This is a genomic window from Endobacterium panacihumi, from assembly GCF_050847465.1.
GTDB classification, from domain to species: Bacteria; Pseudomonadota; Alphaproteobacteria; order Rhizobiales; family Rhizobiaceae; genus Neorhizobium; species Neorhizobium panacihumi.
Map to the genome: position 1 here is coordinate 1,708,778 of NZ_JBOZRA010000001.1, position 14,137 is coordinate 1,722,914.

Consider the following 14,137-nt stretch of genomic DNA (forward strand, 5'->3'; position numbering starts at 1 on the left):
GGCGTCTCATTTCGGCACGAAAAACGGGGCCTTCCCGCCTTTCCGCTGTCGCCCCCTCTATATCTTGGGCTGCTGCGATGCCTAAACCACAGGCGCAAGGGCTCCGACGCCGACGCGACACAATCCACGGGAAAATGTGGCAATTTATCGTCGCCTTTGTGGTGCACGGCCGTTCATTTTCCGGCTCATCAGTCGACAGGCCTGCAAAACTTTCTCGCAAGCCTCTGAGATTCAACGGCTATTTTTTCTCCCCGTTTTCCACAGCCGCAAACCACAATATCTTGTGGTTAAAAAAGTGTGGCAGACCAGTACTTGACCCCAAGGCCGCGACTCGGCATGAATGATCCCATGTTGCGGCGGCGACTGGACCGGAGATAACGAGGCCGGTTCTCCTTCGATTTGTAGATTTCCTGAATGGTTCGGGCTGGTCATGATGGTCGCCCGGCAACGGGTTTTCGTGCGCGTTCGAACGTCTGCCAATGCGGTGTTCAAGGCTGGTAAAAATAATCTGTTAATGCTATATTTAGTGTTTGCAGCCAGCATCGGACACAAGATACAGGTAGGCAATCACTGCTGATTCACCTGGATCATCGAATCCGACCGGCTGCCCATGATGGCGAGCGGCCGGCGCTGAAGATTTGCGCCCGGAGAGGCGCCACGAACAAGGACGAGACCATGCGTATCGAACGTCGTTTCACCAAGCCCGAGACCGGGGCTTATGGAGAGATCGCTTTCCGCAAGGCGGTAAGCGAGATCCGCAACCCGGACGGTTCCATCGTTTTCCGTCTCGCCGATATCGAAGTGCCGACCCAGTTTTCCCAGGTCGCCACCGACGTTCTGGCCCAGAAATATTTCCGCAAGGCCGGCGTGCCGAAATTCCTGAAGAAGGTCGAGGAAAACGACGTTCCTTCCTTCCTGTGGCGTTCGGTTGCCGATGAAAAGGCCCTGAAGGATCTGCCGGAAAACGAGCGTTACGGCTCGGAAACCGATGCCCGTCAGGTTTTTGACCGTCTCGCCGGCACCTGGACCTACTGGGGCTGGAAGGGCAAGTATTTCTCTACGGAAGAAGATGCTGCAGCGTTCAAGGACGAGCTTGCCTATATGCTCGCCACGCAGCGCGTCGCTCCGAACTCGCCGCAGTGGTTCAACACCGGCCTGCACTGGGCCTATGGCATCGATGGTCCCGGTCAGGGCCACTTCTATGTCGACCCCTTCACCGGCAAGCTGACGAAGTCGAAATCGTCCTACGAACATCCGCAGCCGCATGCCTGCTTCATCCAGTCCGTCGAGGACGACCTCGTCAACGAGGGTGGCATCATGGACCTGTGGGTGCGTGAAGCGCGTCTGTTCAAGTATGGTTCCGGCACCGGCTCCAACTTCTCCTATCTGCGCGGCGAAGGCGAAAAGCTGTCCGGCGGCGGCAAGTCCTCGGGCCTGATGTCCTTCCTCAAGATCGGTGACCGCGCTGCCGGCGCCATCAAGTCGGGCGGCACGACCCGCCGTGCGGCCAAGATGGTCGTGGTCGACATCGATCATCCGGATATCGAAGCCTATATCGACTGGAAGGTGAAGGAAGAGCAGAAGGTTGCCGCTCTCGTCACCGGCTCCAAGATCGTTGCCCGTCACCTGAAGTCGATCATGAAGGCCTGCGTCAATTGCGAGGCCGATGGTGACGATTGCTTCGACCCGGCCAAGAACCCTGCCCTCAAGCGCGAAATCCGCGCTGCCAAGAAGGACCAGGTTCCGGAAAACTACGTCAAGCGCGTCATCCAGTTCGCCAAGCAGGGTTACAAGGATCTTGATTTCAAGACCTATGACACCGACTGGGATTCGGAAGCCTACCTGACCGTTTCGGGCCAGAACTCCAACAACTCCGTCTCGCTCAAGGACGACTTCCTCCGCGCTGTCGAAAATGACGGCGAGTGGAACCTGACCGCCCGCAAGGACGGCAAGGTCATGAAGACGCTGAAGGCACGCGACCTGTGGGAAAAGATCTCCTACGCCGCATGGGCCTCGGCTGATCCGGGTCTGCACTACAACACGACCATGAACGACTGGCACACCTCGCCGGCCGCGGGCCCGATCCGCGCCTCGAACCCGTGCTCGGAATACATGTTCCTCGACGACACCGCCTGCAACCTGGCTTCGCTGAACCTGCTGCAGTTCAAGTCGGCGCTCACCAAGCGTATCGACATCGCCGATTACGAACATGCCGTTCGCCTGTGGACCGTCGTTCTGGAAATCTCGGTGATGATGGCGCAGTTCCCGTCGAAGGAAATCGCCGAACGCTCCTACGAATACCGCACGCTCGGCCTCGGCTATGCGAACATCGGCGGCCTGCTGATGTCCTCGGGCATTCCGTATGACTCGACCGAAGGCCGCGCCATCGCCGGTTCGCTGACCGCCATCATGACCGGCATTTCTTATGCCACGTCCGCTGAAATGGCATCGGAACACGGCCCGTTCCCTGGCTTTGCGCCGAACCGCGATAACATGCTGCGCGTCATCCGCAACCACCGCCGCGCCGCCCATGGCGAAACCGCCGGCTACGAAGCCCTGTCGGTCGATCCGGTCGCTCTCATCCATGAAGAGAACCCGGATCAGGATCTGGCAGTGCATGCCATGGCCGCATGGGACAAGGCGCTGGAGCTGGGTGAACAGCACGGCTACCGCAATGCCCAGGTCTCCGTCATCGCGCCGACCGGCACGATCGGTCTCGTGATGGATTGCGACACGACCGGCATCGAGCCCGATTTCGCACTGGTCAAGTTCAAGAAGCTCGCCGGTGGCGGTTACTTCAAGATCATCAACGGCGCGGTTCCGGAAGCGCTGCGCACGCTCGGTTATTCGGAAAGCCAGCTTGCCGAGATCGAAGCCTATGCTGTCGGCCACGGCAACCTGAACCAGGCCCCTGCCATCAACCCGTCGAGCCTCGCTGCCAAGGGTTTCCCGGCTGACAAGATCGAAGCCGTCAATGGCGCGCTGAAGGCCGCCTTCGACATCAAGTTCGTGTTCAACCAGTGGACGCTTGGCGCCGACTTCCTCAAGGAAACCCTGAAAGTTTCCGACGAACAGCTCGCCGACATGAGCTTCAACCTGCTCGAGCACATCGGCTTCTCGAAGAAGGACATCGACGCCGCCAACATCCACGTCTGCGGTGCGATGACGCTGGAAGGTGCGCCTTTCCTCAAGGAAGAACACCTCGCCGTCTTCGATTGCGCCAACCCCTGCGGCAAGATCGGCAAGCGTTATCTCTCGGTGGAAAGCCACATCCGCATGATGGCAGCTGCCCAGCCGTTCATCTCAGGCGCGATCTCCAAGACGATCAACATGCCGAACGACGCCACCGTCGAAGAGTGCGGCGAAGCCTACATGCTGTCCTGGAAGCTGGCCCTCAAGGCCAACGCCCTGTACCGTGACGGCTCGAAACTTTCGCAGCCGCTCAACGCCTCGCTGATCGACGAAGACGATGCCGAAGATGCTCTCGAAGAGCTGATCCAGGCACCGGCAGCCGCGCAGGCGGTCACCGTCACCGAAAAAATCGTCGAGCGCATCATCGAGCGTGTATCGCGCGAGCGTGAAAAGCTGCCGAACCGTCGTCAGGGTTACACCCAGAAGGCCAATGTCGGCGGTCACAAGGTGTATCTCCGCACCGGCGAATTCGGCGACGGCCGCATCGGCGAGATCTTCATCGACATGCACAAGGAAGGCGCTGCCTTCCGTGCGATGATGAACAATTTTGCCATCGCCATCTCGCTGGGCCTCCAGTACGGCGTGCCGCTCGAAGAATATGTTGAAGCCTTCACCTTCACAAAATTCGAGCCGGCCGGCATCGTGACGGGCAATGACGCGATCAAGAACGCCACGTCGATCCTCGACTACGTGTTCCGCGAACTCGCCGTATCGTACCTCGGCCGCCACGATCTGGCGCATGTCGATACGTCGGATTTCTCCAACACGGCACTCGGCAAGGGCATCCAGGAAGGCAAGACGCAGCTCGTCTCGACCGGCTGGACCCGCGGCTACAAGCCGACGCTGATCCAGGGCGGCCAGGTTGACCGCGCTGCCGGCGAACCGAAGGGGGCTGCCACCGCCGCCCCTGCCCGCGCTTCGGCAACGGTAACCTCGTTTGCCGGCTCTGCGGCCCGCAAGCTGGAACCGACGGTTGCCATCTCGACCTCCGAAATCGTCGCCTTCAAGCGTGATTACGAAGAGCGCGCCAAGGAACTGGCCGAAGAGATCGCCGAAGACGCACCGCTTGCGAGCGAAAGCGAACAGGCCGCCACGGCCCTCTTCTCCGACAAGGCCGCAGCGGATGCCGCATCCGCCAAGGCCGAAGCCAAGAAGGTGGAAGCCGACCGCCGCATGAAGTCGATCATGCAGGGTTATACGGGCAACATGTGCTCCGAGTGCCAGAATTTTACGATGGTACGGAATGGTACGTGCGAGAAGTGCGACACCTGCGGCGCGACGAGCGGTTGCAGCTGATCGCTGTGAATAACTGACAACAAATCAGCCCGAAGGAAACTTCGGGCTGGACATTTAAAGAGAACAAAACGAGATTCAGGGCTACGAATTTGTATCCATTAGAAATGACAAAGCCGGCGTCAAAGACCCCGGCTTTGAATACCGCGAAAAAGCCGAAGCCCACGCGGGGCTAAGAGACTCACATCCCCAGCCTGTAGCACGGTTATTATATGGGGTTTGACGTTTCAGAGTCGAGGTAGCTTTGGCATTTGTAAGCGAATGGAAAAGCAAATGGCTAAGAATACAGGCGATGGATATCGCCAAGGCTCTGTAACGGGACGCACCCAGTTCGAACGACCGGATGGCTTATATCAAAAGCGCGATGAGCGTACCGGTCACTTCATGGAAGTCAAACAGTCTGAAGGGAAATTCAAAGGCGTCGCCAGAGAACCCGACGGGCGAGACACAGAGAATTCCTAAATGAATTACTGGCGGCTTTCCTCTGCAGGAAGCCGCCGGCGTCTTGGGCGTCTTCTCTTAGGACACTGTAGTGATCCATGTTACATTTCGAATGGGATGAACAGAAAGCTGCGTCAAACCTCCTCAAACATCGAATAAGCTTCTCGGCTGCATCGGAGGTTTTCAACGATCCTAACGCAATTGATAGCGAAGAAAGGTCCATGGAATACGGAGAGGTCCGGCGACGGATTGTCGGCCTTGGAAACGGCATCTTTCTCGCGGTAATATACACAGAGCGATCGGACATGATCCGGATCATATCTGCGCGACGAGCAACGCGTGCCGAACGTCGGGAGTATGAGAATGCCAGATAGCAAAACCGACCCAACGGACTGGGCTTATCTTGCTTCCATGACCGACGAGGAAGCCTACGCCAACGCGCTTGCCGATCCCGACAATCCTCCTCTCACGCAAGAACAGCTGCGCGCCGCCCCACGCATGCCGCGTGTAAAGATCATTCGTCGTGCGCTGCAACTGACGCAGGAACAGTTTTCCGCCCGCTATCACATCCCGCTCGGTACGCTACGGGATTGGGAACAGGGTCGCTCCGAACCCGACCAGCCGGCCCGCGCCTATCTGAAAGTCATCGCCGCCGATCCAGAGCGGACCGCATCGGTGCTCGCCAAGGGCGCGGCATAACTTTTTCTACCCCACAAACGCCAACAGCGCCGCGCACCCTTCCGGGCACGCGGCGCTGCCGCAATCATTGCACCACCAGATCTTAGAAGTGGTAGTTCACGCCGGCCTTGATCGTGTGATCGCTGACATTGGTTTCAGCGGCACCGACGCCGGGGATAACGCTGCGCACGTCGCCGGTGCGGGCATAGTTATATTCCACCTTGCCGGAAATCTGCTGGTTGAACTTGTGTTCAACGCCGCCACCGACCAGCCAGCCGGGCTTCCAGCCGTCCGGACCCTGAGCCGTGCCATCGCGCATGCTCGTCATCGTACCGCCGGCCGTGCCGTAAATCAGAGTGTTGCCGAGCGGCATGCCGGCCTTGGCCTTGGCAGCCAGGCGGTAGCGCTCTTCCAGGTTACCGCCCGGTACGCGCACTTCGGCATCGCCCATATGCGACAGTTCCAGTTCGCCACCAACAACGAAACCGTTGGTTTCCATGTTGTAGCCGCCCTGAACGCCGCCCATGAATTCGCGGTCGCCCGAGAACGGATTGCCGTGGCGCGAAGCCGTGCCGGCGTGAAGACCGACATAACCGCCTGTCCAGCCCGACGACTGCTCGGTCATCGGCTCGTTGTAGGACGGGGCTTCGTAGGCATTGGTGAGGTCGGCTGCGAAAACCGGACCGGAGATGACAGTGGCGCCAAGCGCCAATACGAGCGACTTCTTGAACATGATTTTACTCCATACACAGCCCGCAAATGGTGAATGCGCAGGCGATACATCGGCTTTCGCCACGGACGTTTCCAAACGATCCAGCCCGGTCCCCTGACCGTCTTGGCACGTCCGCACCGCTGTCCCTTTCATTTTCACGAAAACATAAACAGTCGATTAACCGCGCCTGCTCACGACCTGCTTACCATGGCCGCAAAAGCCGATGTTTCCGGTGTTTCAGGCGTGGCTTCCGATGCTGTACGCGAAGGACAAGGAAACGGAATCAAGCGCTTGCGAAAAATCCGACAAGCAGTCGTTTTTGCTTCGAAATTTCGATCTTTTTTTCGTGATCGGAAGGCCGAAAAAACGCATCGCAATACCATTTTATTGAGAAATTTTGCCTCTGCGTGGACGATTTCGACACCTGACTCAACAAAATCAACGGCTTAATTCCGAGTTCATCTCCGCATTTGTAACATGTGCGATCTTCACCCGTTCCATCGCGGATACACCGGGAGGCGTCCCGGCGAGGTGGAGCCGGCGCGAGGCATGAGGGGCAGACGCTTATCCTCATGTCTCGGGTTCGCGGAAACTGGTTCCCCTCCGGCGACGTGGGGGAAGTTTTGCGGGCGTCAAAACCTGCATGGCTTCTGAGGCCCGAAAGCGCGCGCCGGGCGTGCCGGTGCGGCACACATGATCGCCAGTCGGTGGGCAACCATCGGGATGGCTTTGGCAGAGGAACCGAAGTCGCGGGCAATCCTCGGGTTTAACCCGAGGACCAGAACGGGGCACTGAGAGGTGTCACCTATAAAATAAATTACGAGGCAGCTTTCAGTGCCCCGACCGCACAACCCGCAAATGGCGGGTGTTTTTTGAAAATCTCGAGATCGCCAAGGGTGGCCTCTGCCTTGATGGGACCATTCGGAAATACAGGAAAAATCACGCCCCTGCCGGCAAAATCGTCTGGTCACGCCATCACCATCCGTTATCTTCAGCCATCATCGCAAACGACATCGGAAAACCATGAGCGAGACGCCTCCAAAAACCCGCGAACGTTTTGTCCTGCTCGACGGATTGCGCGGTGTCGCTGCAGTCTTCATCGTGCAGCGTCATGCCGAACCCATGCTGGGTGATGCGCTCCCGTCCAGCTATCTCGGTGTCGACCTGTTCTTTGCGCTCAGCGGTTTCGTCCTCGCCCATGCCTATGGTGCCGCACTCGGCTCCGGCGCCATGTCGGCGCTGTCCTTCATGAAGGCGCGGCTGCTGCGGCTCTATCCGCTCTATCTCGTCGCGCTGGCGCTCACCGTCGGCTATTACCTGCGCATGTATCACGCGGGCCTGCCGGTCATGGCCGATGAAGTGGTGACGGCCGGTGAGCTTGCCGCCGGCACGCTGACCGGCCTGCTGTTCCTGCCCACGCCCTTCACCATTTCCTTCAACGCGGCGCTGTTTCTCGTCCATCCGGCATGGTCGCTGTTCGATGAACTGGTCGCCAATTTCGCCTATGCGCTTCGCGGCGTACGTTTGCAGAGCCGCCATATCGCGGTCGTCATCGCCATCAGCGCCATCGTGCTTGTCATCGCCGCGCTGCAGTTCGAGCGGCTGCATGCCGGTTTCCGCTGGAACGAAATGTATGCCGGGCTTGCCCGTGTGTTTTTCTCGTTTTCCGTCGGCGTGCTGATCTATCGCCACCGCCGCAAGACACAGAAGCTCCAGCCGCTTGCCGCCCTCGCCTGCCTTGCTCTCACCGCCGCCGTTCTGGCCGCGCCGACACCCAAGGATGCGAAATGGATTTTTGACCTGATCGTCGTCCTGTTCGTCTGGCCGGCCCTGCTCTATGCGGCAAGCGGCATCCTGCCCGACCGGCGCACCGCCGCCGTCTCGACTTTCCTCGGCACCGCATCCTACGGACTTTACGTCCTGCACTCGCCCTTCATCGATTGGGCCGTGCTCGGCTGGGCGACATGGACAGGCAACAGCATCGGCGACCTGCCCTATGCACCTGTCGCCGGCGTCGCCTTCATCGGCCTTTGCGTCATTCTTTCATGGTGGCTGACGGTCGCTTTCGACGAACCCCTGCAGCGCCGTTTCAAACGCGCCCGTAACGATCGCCGCCCGCTTGCCGACAATCCCGGAGGTCCGTAACCGTACACAGATCGGCTTCGCGCATAGCCCGCGGAACCAAACCAATCACAGCGTGTTGAACGGCCACACGGCACAACAGACCGTGATCAATCAGGAGGTTCATCATGGGACGCGGTATTCTTCTCTGGCTTCTGGGCATTCCTCTGCCAATCGTCATCCTTCTCGTCCTGTTCCTGCGCTAGGAGGCCGACATGCCCCTATCCCCGACAGGCACAATTCCGGTCGAATCGTCGAAATCGGCGATCGCCTGGGGTCCGATCATCGGCGGCGCGGTGGCCGCCACCGGCGTCAGCCTTATCCTCCTCATGTTCGGCTCCGGCCTTGGCCTCACCATGGTCTCGCCTTGGTCGGGTGAAAGCAGCTCGGCGGCGACGGTCGGCATCACCGCCGCCATCTGGCTGGTCGTCGTACAGTGGCTTTCGTCCGCGCTCGGCGGTTACCTGACCGGTCGCCTGCGCACCAAATGGGCCGCGATCCACACCGACGAGGTGTTTTTCCGCGACACCGCACACGGCCTCGTTTCCTGGGCGGTCGCCACTCTGTTCGTCGCCGGCTTTCTGGCCTCGTCGTTGACGTCGCTTGCGGGCGCCGGCGCACAGGCAGTCGGTAGCGCCGCATCCACGGCAACGGTCGCCGCCGCCTCGACATCCGATGGTTCGACTGACACCTCTGCCGCCACAGCCTACTTCACCGACGCATTGCTGCGCCCGGAACGGGTTTCGGCCAATGCGCAGGGCGATGATACGGCGGCAACGGCGGAAGTCTCCCGCATCCTCGTCAACGGCGCGGTTGCCGGCGGCGTGCCGGAAGATGACAAGGCCTATCTCGCCGCCATCGTCTCCGCCCGCACTGGTCTTGAACCGGAACAGGCCCGCGGCCGCGTCGATGCCGTCCTGCAGCGCATCGAAGCTGCCAAGGTTTCCGCTCAGGAAGCAGCCGACAAGGCTCGCAAGGCCGCCGCAACGACCGCACTGGTCGGTGCGATCTCGCTTCTGGTCGGCGCCTTCATTTCCTGCGCCGCAGCCGCCCTTGGCGGACGCCAGCGCGACGAGGAAGAAGACCTCATCGCCGCTCGCCTCTAAGGCACGCAAAAAACACCGGCACAAAGCCTCGCAGCCATGCGGGGCTTTTTTCATTGCGCCACGTCCCCCCGGGCGGAAGCCACGTTATGATGCCTGACAAAATGCGGGTTGGAGTGTGGTTTTTCTCACAGAATCGTTTCCATCCCCTAATCTGCTTTTGAGAGAAGCAAAGGAGCGTTGAAGGCATGACCGAGTTGAAGAATATCTGCATCTACGGCGCCGGAGCGCTTGGTGGCACGCTGGCGGCACGGCTTGCGGAAGGACTCGGCGACAAGGTCACTGTCTCGGTCATCGCGCGCGGCGCGCACCTTCAGAAAATTCGCGAGAACGGTCTGGAAGTACGGGTCGCAGACGAGGAAAAGCCGACCATCGTTGCCGTCAATGCCACAGACGACCCGACCACGCTGCCGAAGCAGGATCTCGTCATTACCGGGCTCAAGGGCCATCAGGTGCCGGCGGCAGCCGAGGGCCTCGCCCATCTCGTCAAGGATGACACGCGCGTGGTCATGGTCCTGAACGGTATTCCGTGGTGGTATTTTCACCGCGATGAAAAGAGCGGCCATGAGGATCATCGCCTGAGCGAACTCGATCCCGGCGATCGCCTCTGGAATGCGATCGGACCTCAGCGTGTCATCGGCTGCGTTGCCTATCAGGGTGCGGAAGTGGTGGAGCCCGGCGTCATCCAGTTGCCGGCGCGCGGCCGTTTCATCCTTGGCGAACCATCCGGTGAAATGTCCGCCGACCTCAAGGCCATTTCAGACCTGCTGACCGAGGCCAATGTCACGATCATCCAGACGCCCGACATCAGAGGCGAGATCTGGAGCAAGCTGATGGGCAATGCCTCCTTCAATCCGATCAGTGCGCTGACCCGCGCCCTCTCCGACCGTATCGTCACCGATCCGGCTCTTCTTGCGCTGAAAAGCCGGGTCATGCGCGAAGTACATGCCGTCGCATCGGCGCTCGGCAGCCCGCCGCTGCAGACGGTCGAAGAACGTTTGATGGAAGCGATGAAGATCGGCCCGCATCCGACCTCCATGCTGCAGGATTTTCTGGCGCAGAAACCGCTGGAATATGTGCCGCTCGTCGAAATGGTCGTGCGGCTTGCCCAGATGACCGAAACGCCTACTCCGGCGCTCGAGACCATTCTAGCTCTTGTAGGAGAACTCGACCGCCAGAACCGGGGCATCACCGCCTGAGGAACCGATCAGAGAAACAGATTCAAGTCCTTGCGAGATTGAGTCAGAAAACTGGCGCAAGGCACTGATGTCGGGATTGAAATACGACCACAAGAAAAACCCTCCGCGGCAGGGGAACAGCGGAGGGTCAGGTGACTTGGAGGTCAAAAATGATTGTTGTTATCGTGCGACACCGAGGGGAGGAATGCCGCCTGTTATTGCCTGTGTTCGATGTGTAGATAACCGATAAGCCGCCGTTTGGTTCCATGTTTCCTTAACGGCCGACTGTTACGATCCACAATCCAGCATGCACCAGAGGCCACCATGTCGACCCAGCATTTCCGCTTCACCCATTATGATCTGCAGGAGCAGCGTGCCGGCACGATCGTTGATGTGACGCTGAATGCGGTCAACAATATACGCCTGATGACGGCGGTGAACTTTCAGCGGTTCAAGGAAAAGCTCGATTACAAATATGTCGGTGGCACCGCCAAAAAATCACCGACGCGGATCATCATTCCGGAAAACGCTCACTGGCATTTGATCGTTGACGAGGAAGGACATGGCGGGTTGGCGGGTTCCTCGGTCAAGGTCGTCACGCCGCCCGGACGGCAGGCCAAGGCGCCCGCCTGACCGATCAGCTTTCGTTACGCTCCTGGCGCAGCTTCTGCCACCAGTCCAGGCGCTTGCGGATCTCGCGCTCGAAACCGCGCTCCGGCGGATCGTAGAAACTCTGCCGCCCCATTCTTTCAGGGAAATAATCCTGTCCTGAAAAGGCATCCGGCTCGTCGTGGTCGTAACGGTAGCCGTCGCTGTACCCTTCGGCCTTCATCAGCTTTGTCGGCGCATTGAGAATGTGCCGCGGCGGCAGCAACGAGCCGTTTTCCTTCGCCGCCCGCGTCGCAGCCTTGAAAGCGGTATAGACGGCATTCGATTTCGGCGCGGTGGCGAGATAAACGCAAGCCTGCGCCAGCGCCAGTTCGCCCTCCGGCGAGCCGAGATAATCATAGGCATCCTTGGCGGCATTACACACCACTAGGGCCTGCGGATCGGCCAACCCGATATCTTCCACCGCCATGCGCACCAGCCGCCGCCCAAGATACAGCGGGTCCTCGCCGGCATCGAACATGCGGGCAAGATAATAAAGCGCCGCATCCGGGTCCGAACCGCGCACGGACTTGTGCAGCGCCGAGATCAGATTGTAATGCCCATCCTGCGCCTTGTCGTAGACCGGCGCGCGGCGCTGAACGATACGAGTGAGGTTTTCCGTATCGAAAACCTCTCCTTCCCGCGCTGCACGCCACACTTCTTCGGCCAAGGTCAGAACGGCGCGGCCATCGCCATCCGCCATGCGCACCAGCGCTGCACGGGCGCTTTCATCGAGCGGCAACGGCTTGTCCTCGGCCTTTTCGGCACGGGCGAGCAGTTCCGTCAGGCTCTCTTCGTCGTGGCTCCCGAAGGTCAGAACACGGGCACGCGACAAGAGAGCGGCATTGAGTTCGAAGGACGGGTTTTCCGTCGTGGCGCCGACCAGCACGATCGTTCCGTCTTCCATGACGGGCAGAAAACTGTCCTGCTGGGCGCGGTTGAAGCGGTGGATCTCGTCGACGAACAGCAATGTCTGGCGGCCATTGAGACGGCGCAGGCGCGCTGACTCAAAAACCTTCTTGAGATCGGCAACGCCGGAAAAAATCGCGGAAATCTGTTCGAAAGCCAGGCCCGCCTCCCCGGAGAGAAGACGTGCAACAGTGGTCTTGCCGGTGCCCGGCGGTCCCCAGAAAATCATTGAACCAAGCGAACCGCTGTCGATCATCCGGCGCAACACGCCGTCTTCGCCGGTCAGGTGCGACTGCCCGGTAACATCAGCGATCGTTTTCGGCCGCAACCGATCGGCAAGAGGCCGCCGGTTGGCGACCTCCTCCGGAATCTTCGGTGCGAACAGATCGTTGCTCATGGTCGATCAGCGAAAGAACTGGCGAATACGCTGGCCTTCACGCTCGACCTCCAGACGCCAGAAGCCCGGGTCGCTGTCTTTCAGGACATCTTCCAGCGCCTTGCTCGACTTTACCGGCTCGCCATTCAGCGAAATGATGATGTCTTTCTGCCGGAAACCGACGCGGGCAGCAGGCGAGTTGCGGGCGATGTCGGTGACCACAACGCCCGTCTTGTCGGCCGTCAGCTGCATTTCGCCGGCAAGCTTTGGCGATAGGTTGGCAACATGCAGGCCGGCAAAAGGATTGCGGCCTTCGATAAGGCGCTCGTCACGCGGCGTCGTTTCCGGTGCCGTGTTCAGCGCGATCGTCAGCTTGCGCTCACCGCTCGACTGCGCGATCGTCAACTCGGCAGACTTGCCCAGCCCGGCTGTCGTCAGGCGGTAACCGAGCGCATCGGGATGCTCCACGGCAATGCCGTTGACGGCCGTGATGACTTCGCCGGGCTTCAGGCCTCCCTTGTCGGCTGGACCGCCATCCACGACAGCCGTCACGAGCGCACCACGTGCCGTTTTCAGGCCAAGTGCCTCGGCCACTTCGGATGTGACCGGCATGAAGGTTGCGCCGACATAAGGACGCTCAAACGACGATTTGCCTTCCTCGGCGGCTTTCAGGAACACATTGACGAGATTGCCGGGAATGGCAAAACCGACGCCGTTGGAGCCGCCGCCACGCGAAAAGATGGCGGTGTTGATGCCGATCAGCTCACCATTGGTGTTCATCAGCGCGCCGCCGGAATTGCCGGGATTGATCGAGGCATCGGTCTGGATGAAGAAACCGAAATCGCCATTGGTCACCTGGTTACGCGCGAGACCGGACACGATGCCGCTCGTCACCGTCTGGCCGACACCGAACGGATTGCCGATGGCCAGCACGAGATCGCCGACCTCGACGGCATCGGAATTGGCGATTGCAAGCACGGGGAAGCTTTCCTTCGCCTTGATGCGAAGGACGGCAAGATCCATGCTTTCGTCCTTGAGGATCACCTCGCACGGAAATTCGCGACCATCGGCAAGCGCGATCTTGATGTCGTCGGCGCCCTGGATGACGTGGTTATTTGTCACCACGAGACCCTTGTCGGAGAGGATGACACCCGAGCCAAGAGACGACTGCTTTTCGGAGCGGTTCGGCATGCGCTGGCCGAAAAACTGTTCGAAGAAAGGATCGCCGGCAAACGGGTTGTTCCGCTGGACGGCACGTTCGGCATACACGTTGACGACCGCGCCGGCGGTGCGCTTGACCAGGGGCGCAAAGGAGAGCTGCATCTGCTCGCGGCTCTGCGGCAGGGTTTTCTCCTGCGCCTGCACCGCAACGGGCATAAGAAGCGAAAGGGCCAGAAGGCCGGTCGACACGCATTTTTGCATGGTCAGCATGGAATTCCTCAGTTCAGAAGGTTCGGCCACATCAGCCGGGGTCGATTTATCGACA

The 14,137-nt window shown here is 59.9% G+C and carries 12 protein-coding genes; 9 read left to right on the plus strand and 3 right to left on the minus strand.

All coding sequences use genetic code 11. The annotated features are described in order from the left end of the window. Nucleotides 1–675 precede the first annotated feature (675 nt). The 4 genes from ACRQ1B_RS08530 (at nucleotide 676) to ACRQ1B_RS08545 (ending at nucleotide 5,625) form a co-directional block, all read left to right on the plus strand. A complete protein-coding gene (locus tag ACRQ1B_RS08530; RefSeq protein ID WP_432293187.1) occupies nucleotides 676–4,488 on the plus strand; it encodes a vitamin B12-dependent ribonucleotide reductase in 3,813 nt (1,270 codons plus the stop codon). A 270-nt stretch (nucleotides 4,489–4,758) separates the two neighbouring features. Then, complete coding sequence (locus tag ACRQ1B_RS08535) at nucleotides 4,759–4,947, plus strand: hypothetical protein (RefSeq protein WP_432293188.1); 189 nt, start codon at nucleotides 4,759–4,761, stop codon at nucleotides 4,945–4,947. Between the two features lie 77 nt (nucleotides 4,948–5,024). After that, entirely contained in the window at nucleotides 5,025–5,300 is a 276-nt protein-coding gene (locus ACRQ1B_RS08540) for a BrnT family toxin (RefSeq protein WP_432293189.1), read from the plus strand. A 37-nt stretch (nucleotides 5,301–5,337) separates the two neighbouring features. Beyond that, on the plus strand, nucleotides 5,338–5,625 hold the full coding sequence (locus ACRQ1B_RS08545; RefSeq protein WP_432293845.1) for a helix-turn-helix domain-containing protein: 288 nt from the start codon (nucleotides 5,338–5,340) through the stop codon (nucleotides 5,623–5,625). Nucleotides 5,626–5,707: 82 nt separating this feature from the next. Here ACRQ1B_RS08545 and ACRQ1B_RS08550 read toward each other — a convergent pair whose 3' ends face one another. Next, the gene (locus tag ACRQ1B_RS08550) at nucleotides 5,708–6,337 is read right to left on the minus strand and encodes an outer membrane protein (protein WP_432293190.1); all 630 of its coding nucleotides are present in this window, start codon (nucleotides 6,335–6,337) and stop codon (nucleotides 5,708–5,710) included. Nucleotides 6,338–6,523: 186 nt separating this feature from the next. Here ACRQ1B_RS08550 and ACRQ1B_RS08555 point away from each other — a divergent pair, with 186 nt between their 5' ends. From ACRQ1B_RS08555 to ACRQ1B_RS08575, 5 genes are all read left to right on the plus strand, one after another. Then, nucleotides 6,524–6,766: a hypothetical protein gene (locus ACRQ1B_RS08555; protein WP_432293191.1), complete on the plus strand. Its 243-nt coding sequence runs from the start codon at nucleotides 6,524–6,526 to the stop codon at nucleotides 6,764–6,766. A 573-nt stretch (nucleotides 6,767–7,339) separates the two neighbouring features. Beyond that, a complete protein-coding gene (locus tag ACRQ1B_RS08560; RefSeq protein WP_432293192.1) occupies nucleotides 7,340–8,461 on the plus strand; it encodes an acyltransferase family protein in 1,122 nt (373 codons plus the stop codon). A gap of 191 nt (nucleotides 8,462–8,652) precedes the next feature. Further along, the gene (locus ACRQ1B_RS08565) at nucleotides 8,653–9,543 is read left to right on the plus strand and encodes a hypothetical protein (protein WP_432293193.1); all 891 of its coding nucleotides are present in this window, start codon (nucleotides 8,653–8,655) and stop codon (nucleotides 9,541–9,543) included. 185 nt (nucleotides 9,544–9,728) lie between these two features. After that, a complete protein-coding gene (locus tag ACRQ1B_RS08570) occupies nucleotides 9,729–10,739 on the plus strand; it encodes a ketopantoate reductase family protein (RefSeq protein WP_432293194.1) in 1,011 nt (336 codons plus the stop codon). 303 nt (nucleotides 10,740–11,042) lie between these two features. Further along, entirely contained in the window at nucleotides 11,043–11,351 is a 309-nt protein-coding gene (locus tag ACRQ1B_RS08575) for a DUF1883 domain-containing protein (RefSeq protein WP_432293195.1), read from the plus strand. Nucleotides 11,352–11,355: 4 nt separating this feature from the next. On the opposite strand, the gene ACRQ1B_RS08580 is transcribed toward ACRQ1B_RS08575, so the two are convergent. Continuing rightward, entirely contained in the window at nucleotides 11,356–12,672 is a 1,317-nt protein-coding gene (locus tag ACRQ1B_RS08580) for a replication-associated recombination protein A (RefSeq protein ID WP_432293196.1), read from the minus strand. A gap of 6 nt (nucleotides 12,673–12,678) precedes the next feature. Then, a complete protein-coding gene (locus ACRQ1B_RS08585) occupies nucleotides 12,679–14,082 on the minus strand; it encodes a DegQ family serine endoprotease (protein WP_432293197.1) in 1,404 nt (467 codons plus the stop codon). Nucleotides 14,083–14,137 lie beyond the last annotated feature (55 nt).

What these genes read in the sequence shown, in the direction of transcription:
- ACRQ1B_RS08550 (WP_432293190.1), bottom strand. Translation starts at nt 6,337, where the DNA reads ATGTTCAAGAAGTCGCTCGTATTGGCGCTTGGCGCCACTGTCATCTCC.
- ACRQ1B_RS08570 (WP_432293194.1), top strand. Translation starts at nt 9,729, where the DNA reads ATGACCGAGTTGAAGAATATCTGCATCTACGGCGCCGGAGCGCTTGGT.
- ACRQ1B_RS08530 (WP_432293187.1), top strand. Translation starts at nt 676, where the DNA reads ATGCGTATCGAACGTCGTTTCACCAAGCCCGAGACCGGGGCTTATGGA.
- ACRQ1B_RS08540 (WP_432293189.1), top strand. Translation starts at nt 5,025, where the DNA reads ATGTTACATTTCGAATGGGATGAACAGAAAGCTGCGTCAAACCTCCTC.
- ACRQ1B_RS08585 (WP_432293197.1), bottom strand. Translation starts at nt 14,082, where the DNA reads ATGCTGACCATGCAAAAATGCGTGTCGACCGGCCTTCTGGCCCTTTCG.
- ACRQ1B_RS08565 (WP_432293193.1), top strand. Translation starts at nt 8,653, where the DNA reads ATGCCCCTATCCCCGACAGGCACAATTCCGGTCGAATCGTCGAAATCG.
- ACRQ1B_RS08580 (WP_432293196.1), bottom strand. Translation starts at nt 12,672, where the DNA reads ATGAGCAACGATCTGTTCGCACCGAAGATTCCGGAGGAGGTCGCCAAC.
- ACRQ1B_RS08575 (WP_432293195.1), top strand. Translation starts at nt 11,043, where the DNA reads ATGTCGACCCAGCATTTCCGCTTCACCCATTATGATCTGCAGGAGCAG.
- ACRQ1B_RS08555 (WP_432293191.1), top strand. Translation starts at nt 6,524, where the DNA reads ATGGCCGCAAAAGCCGATGTTTCCGGTGTTTCAGGCGTGGCTTCCGAT.
- ACRQ1B_RS08535 (WP_432293188.1), top strand. Translation starts at nt 4,759, where the DNA reads ATGGCTAAGAATACAGGCGATGGATATCGCCAAGGCTCTGTAACGGGA.
- ACRQ1B_RS08545 (WP_432293845.1), top strand. Translation starts at nt 5,338, where the DNA reads ATGACCGACGAGGAAGCCTACGCCAACGCGCTTGCCGATCCCGACAAT.
- ACRQ1B_RS08560 (WP_432293192.1), top strand. Translation starts at nt 7,340, where the DNA reads ATGAGCGAGACGCCTCCAAAAACCCGCGAACGTTTTGTCCTGCTCGAC.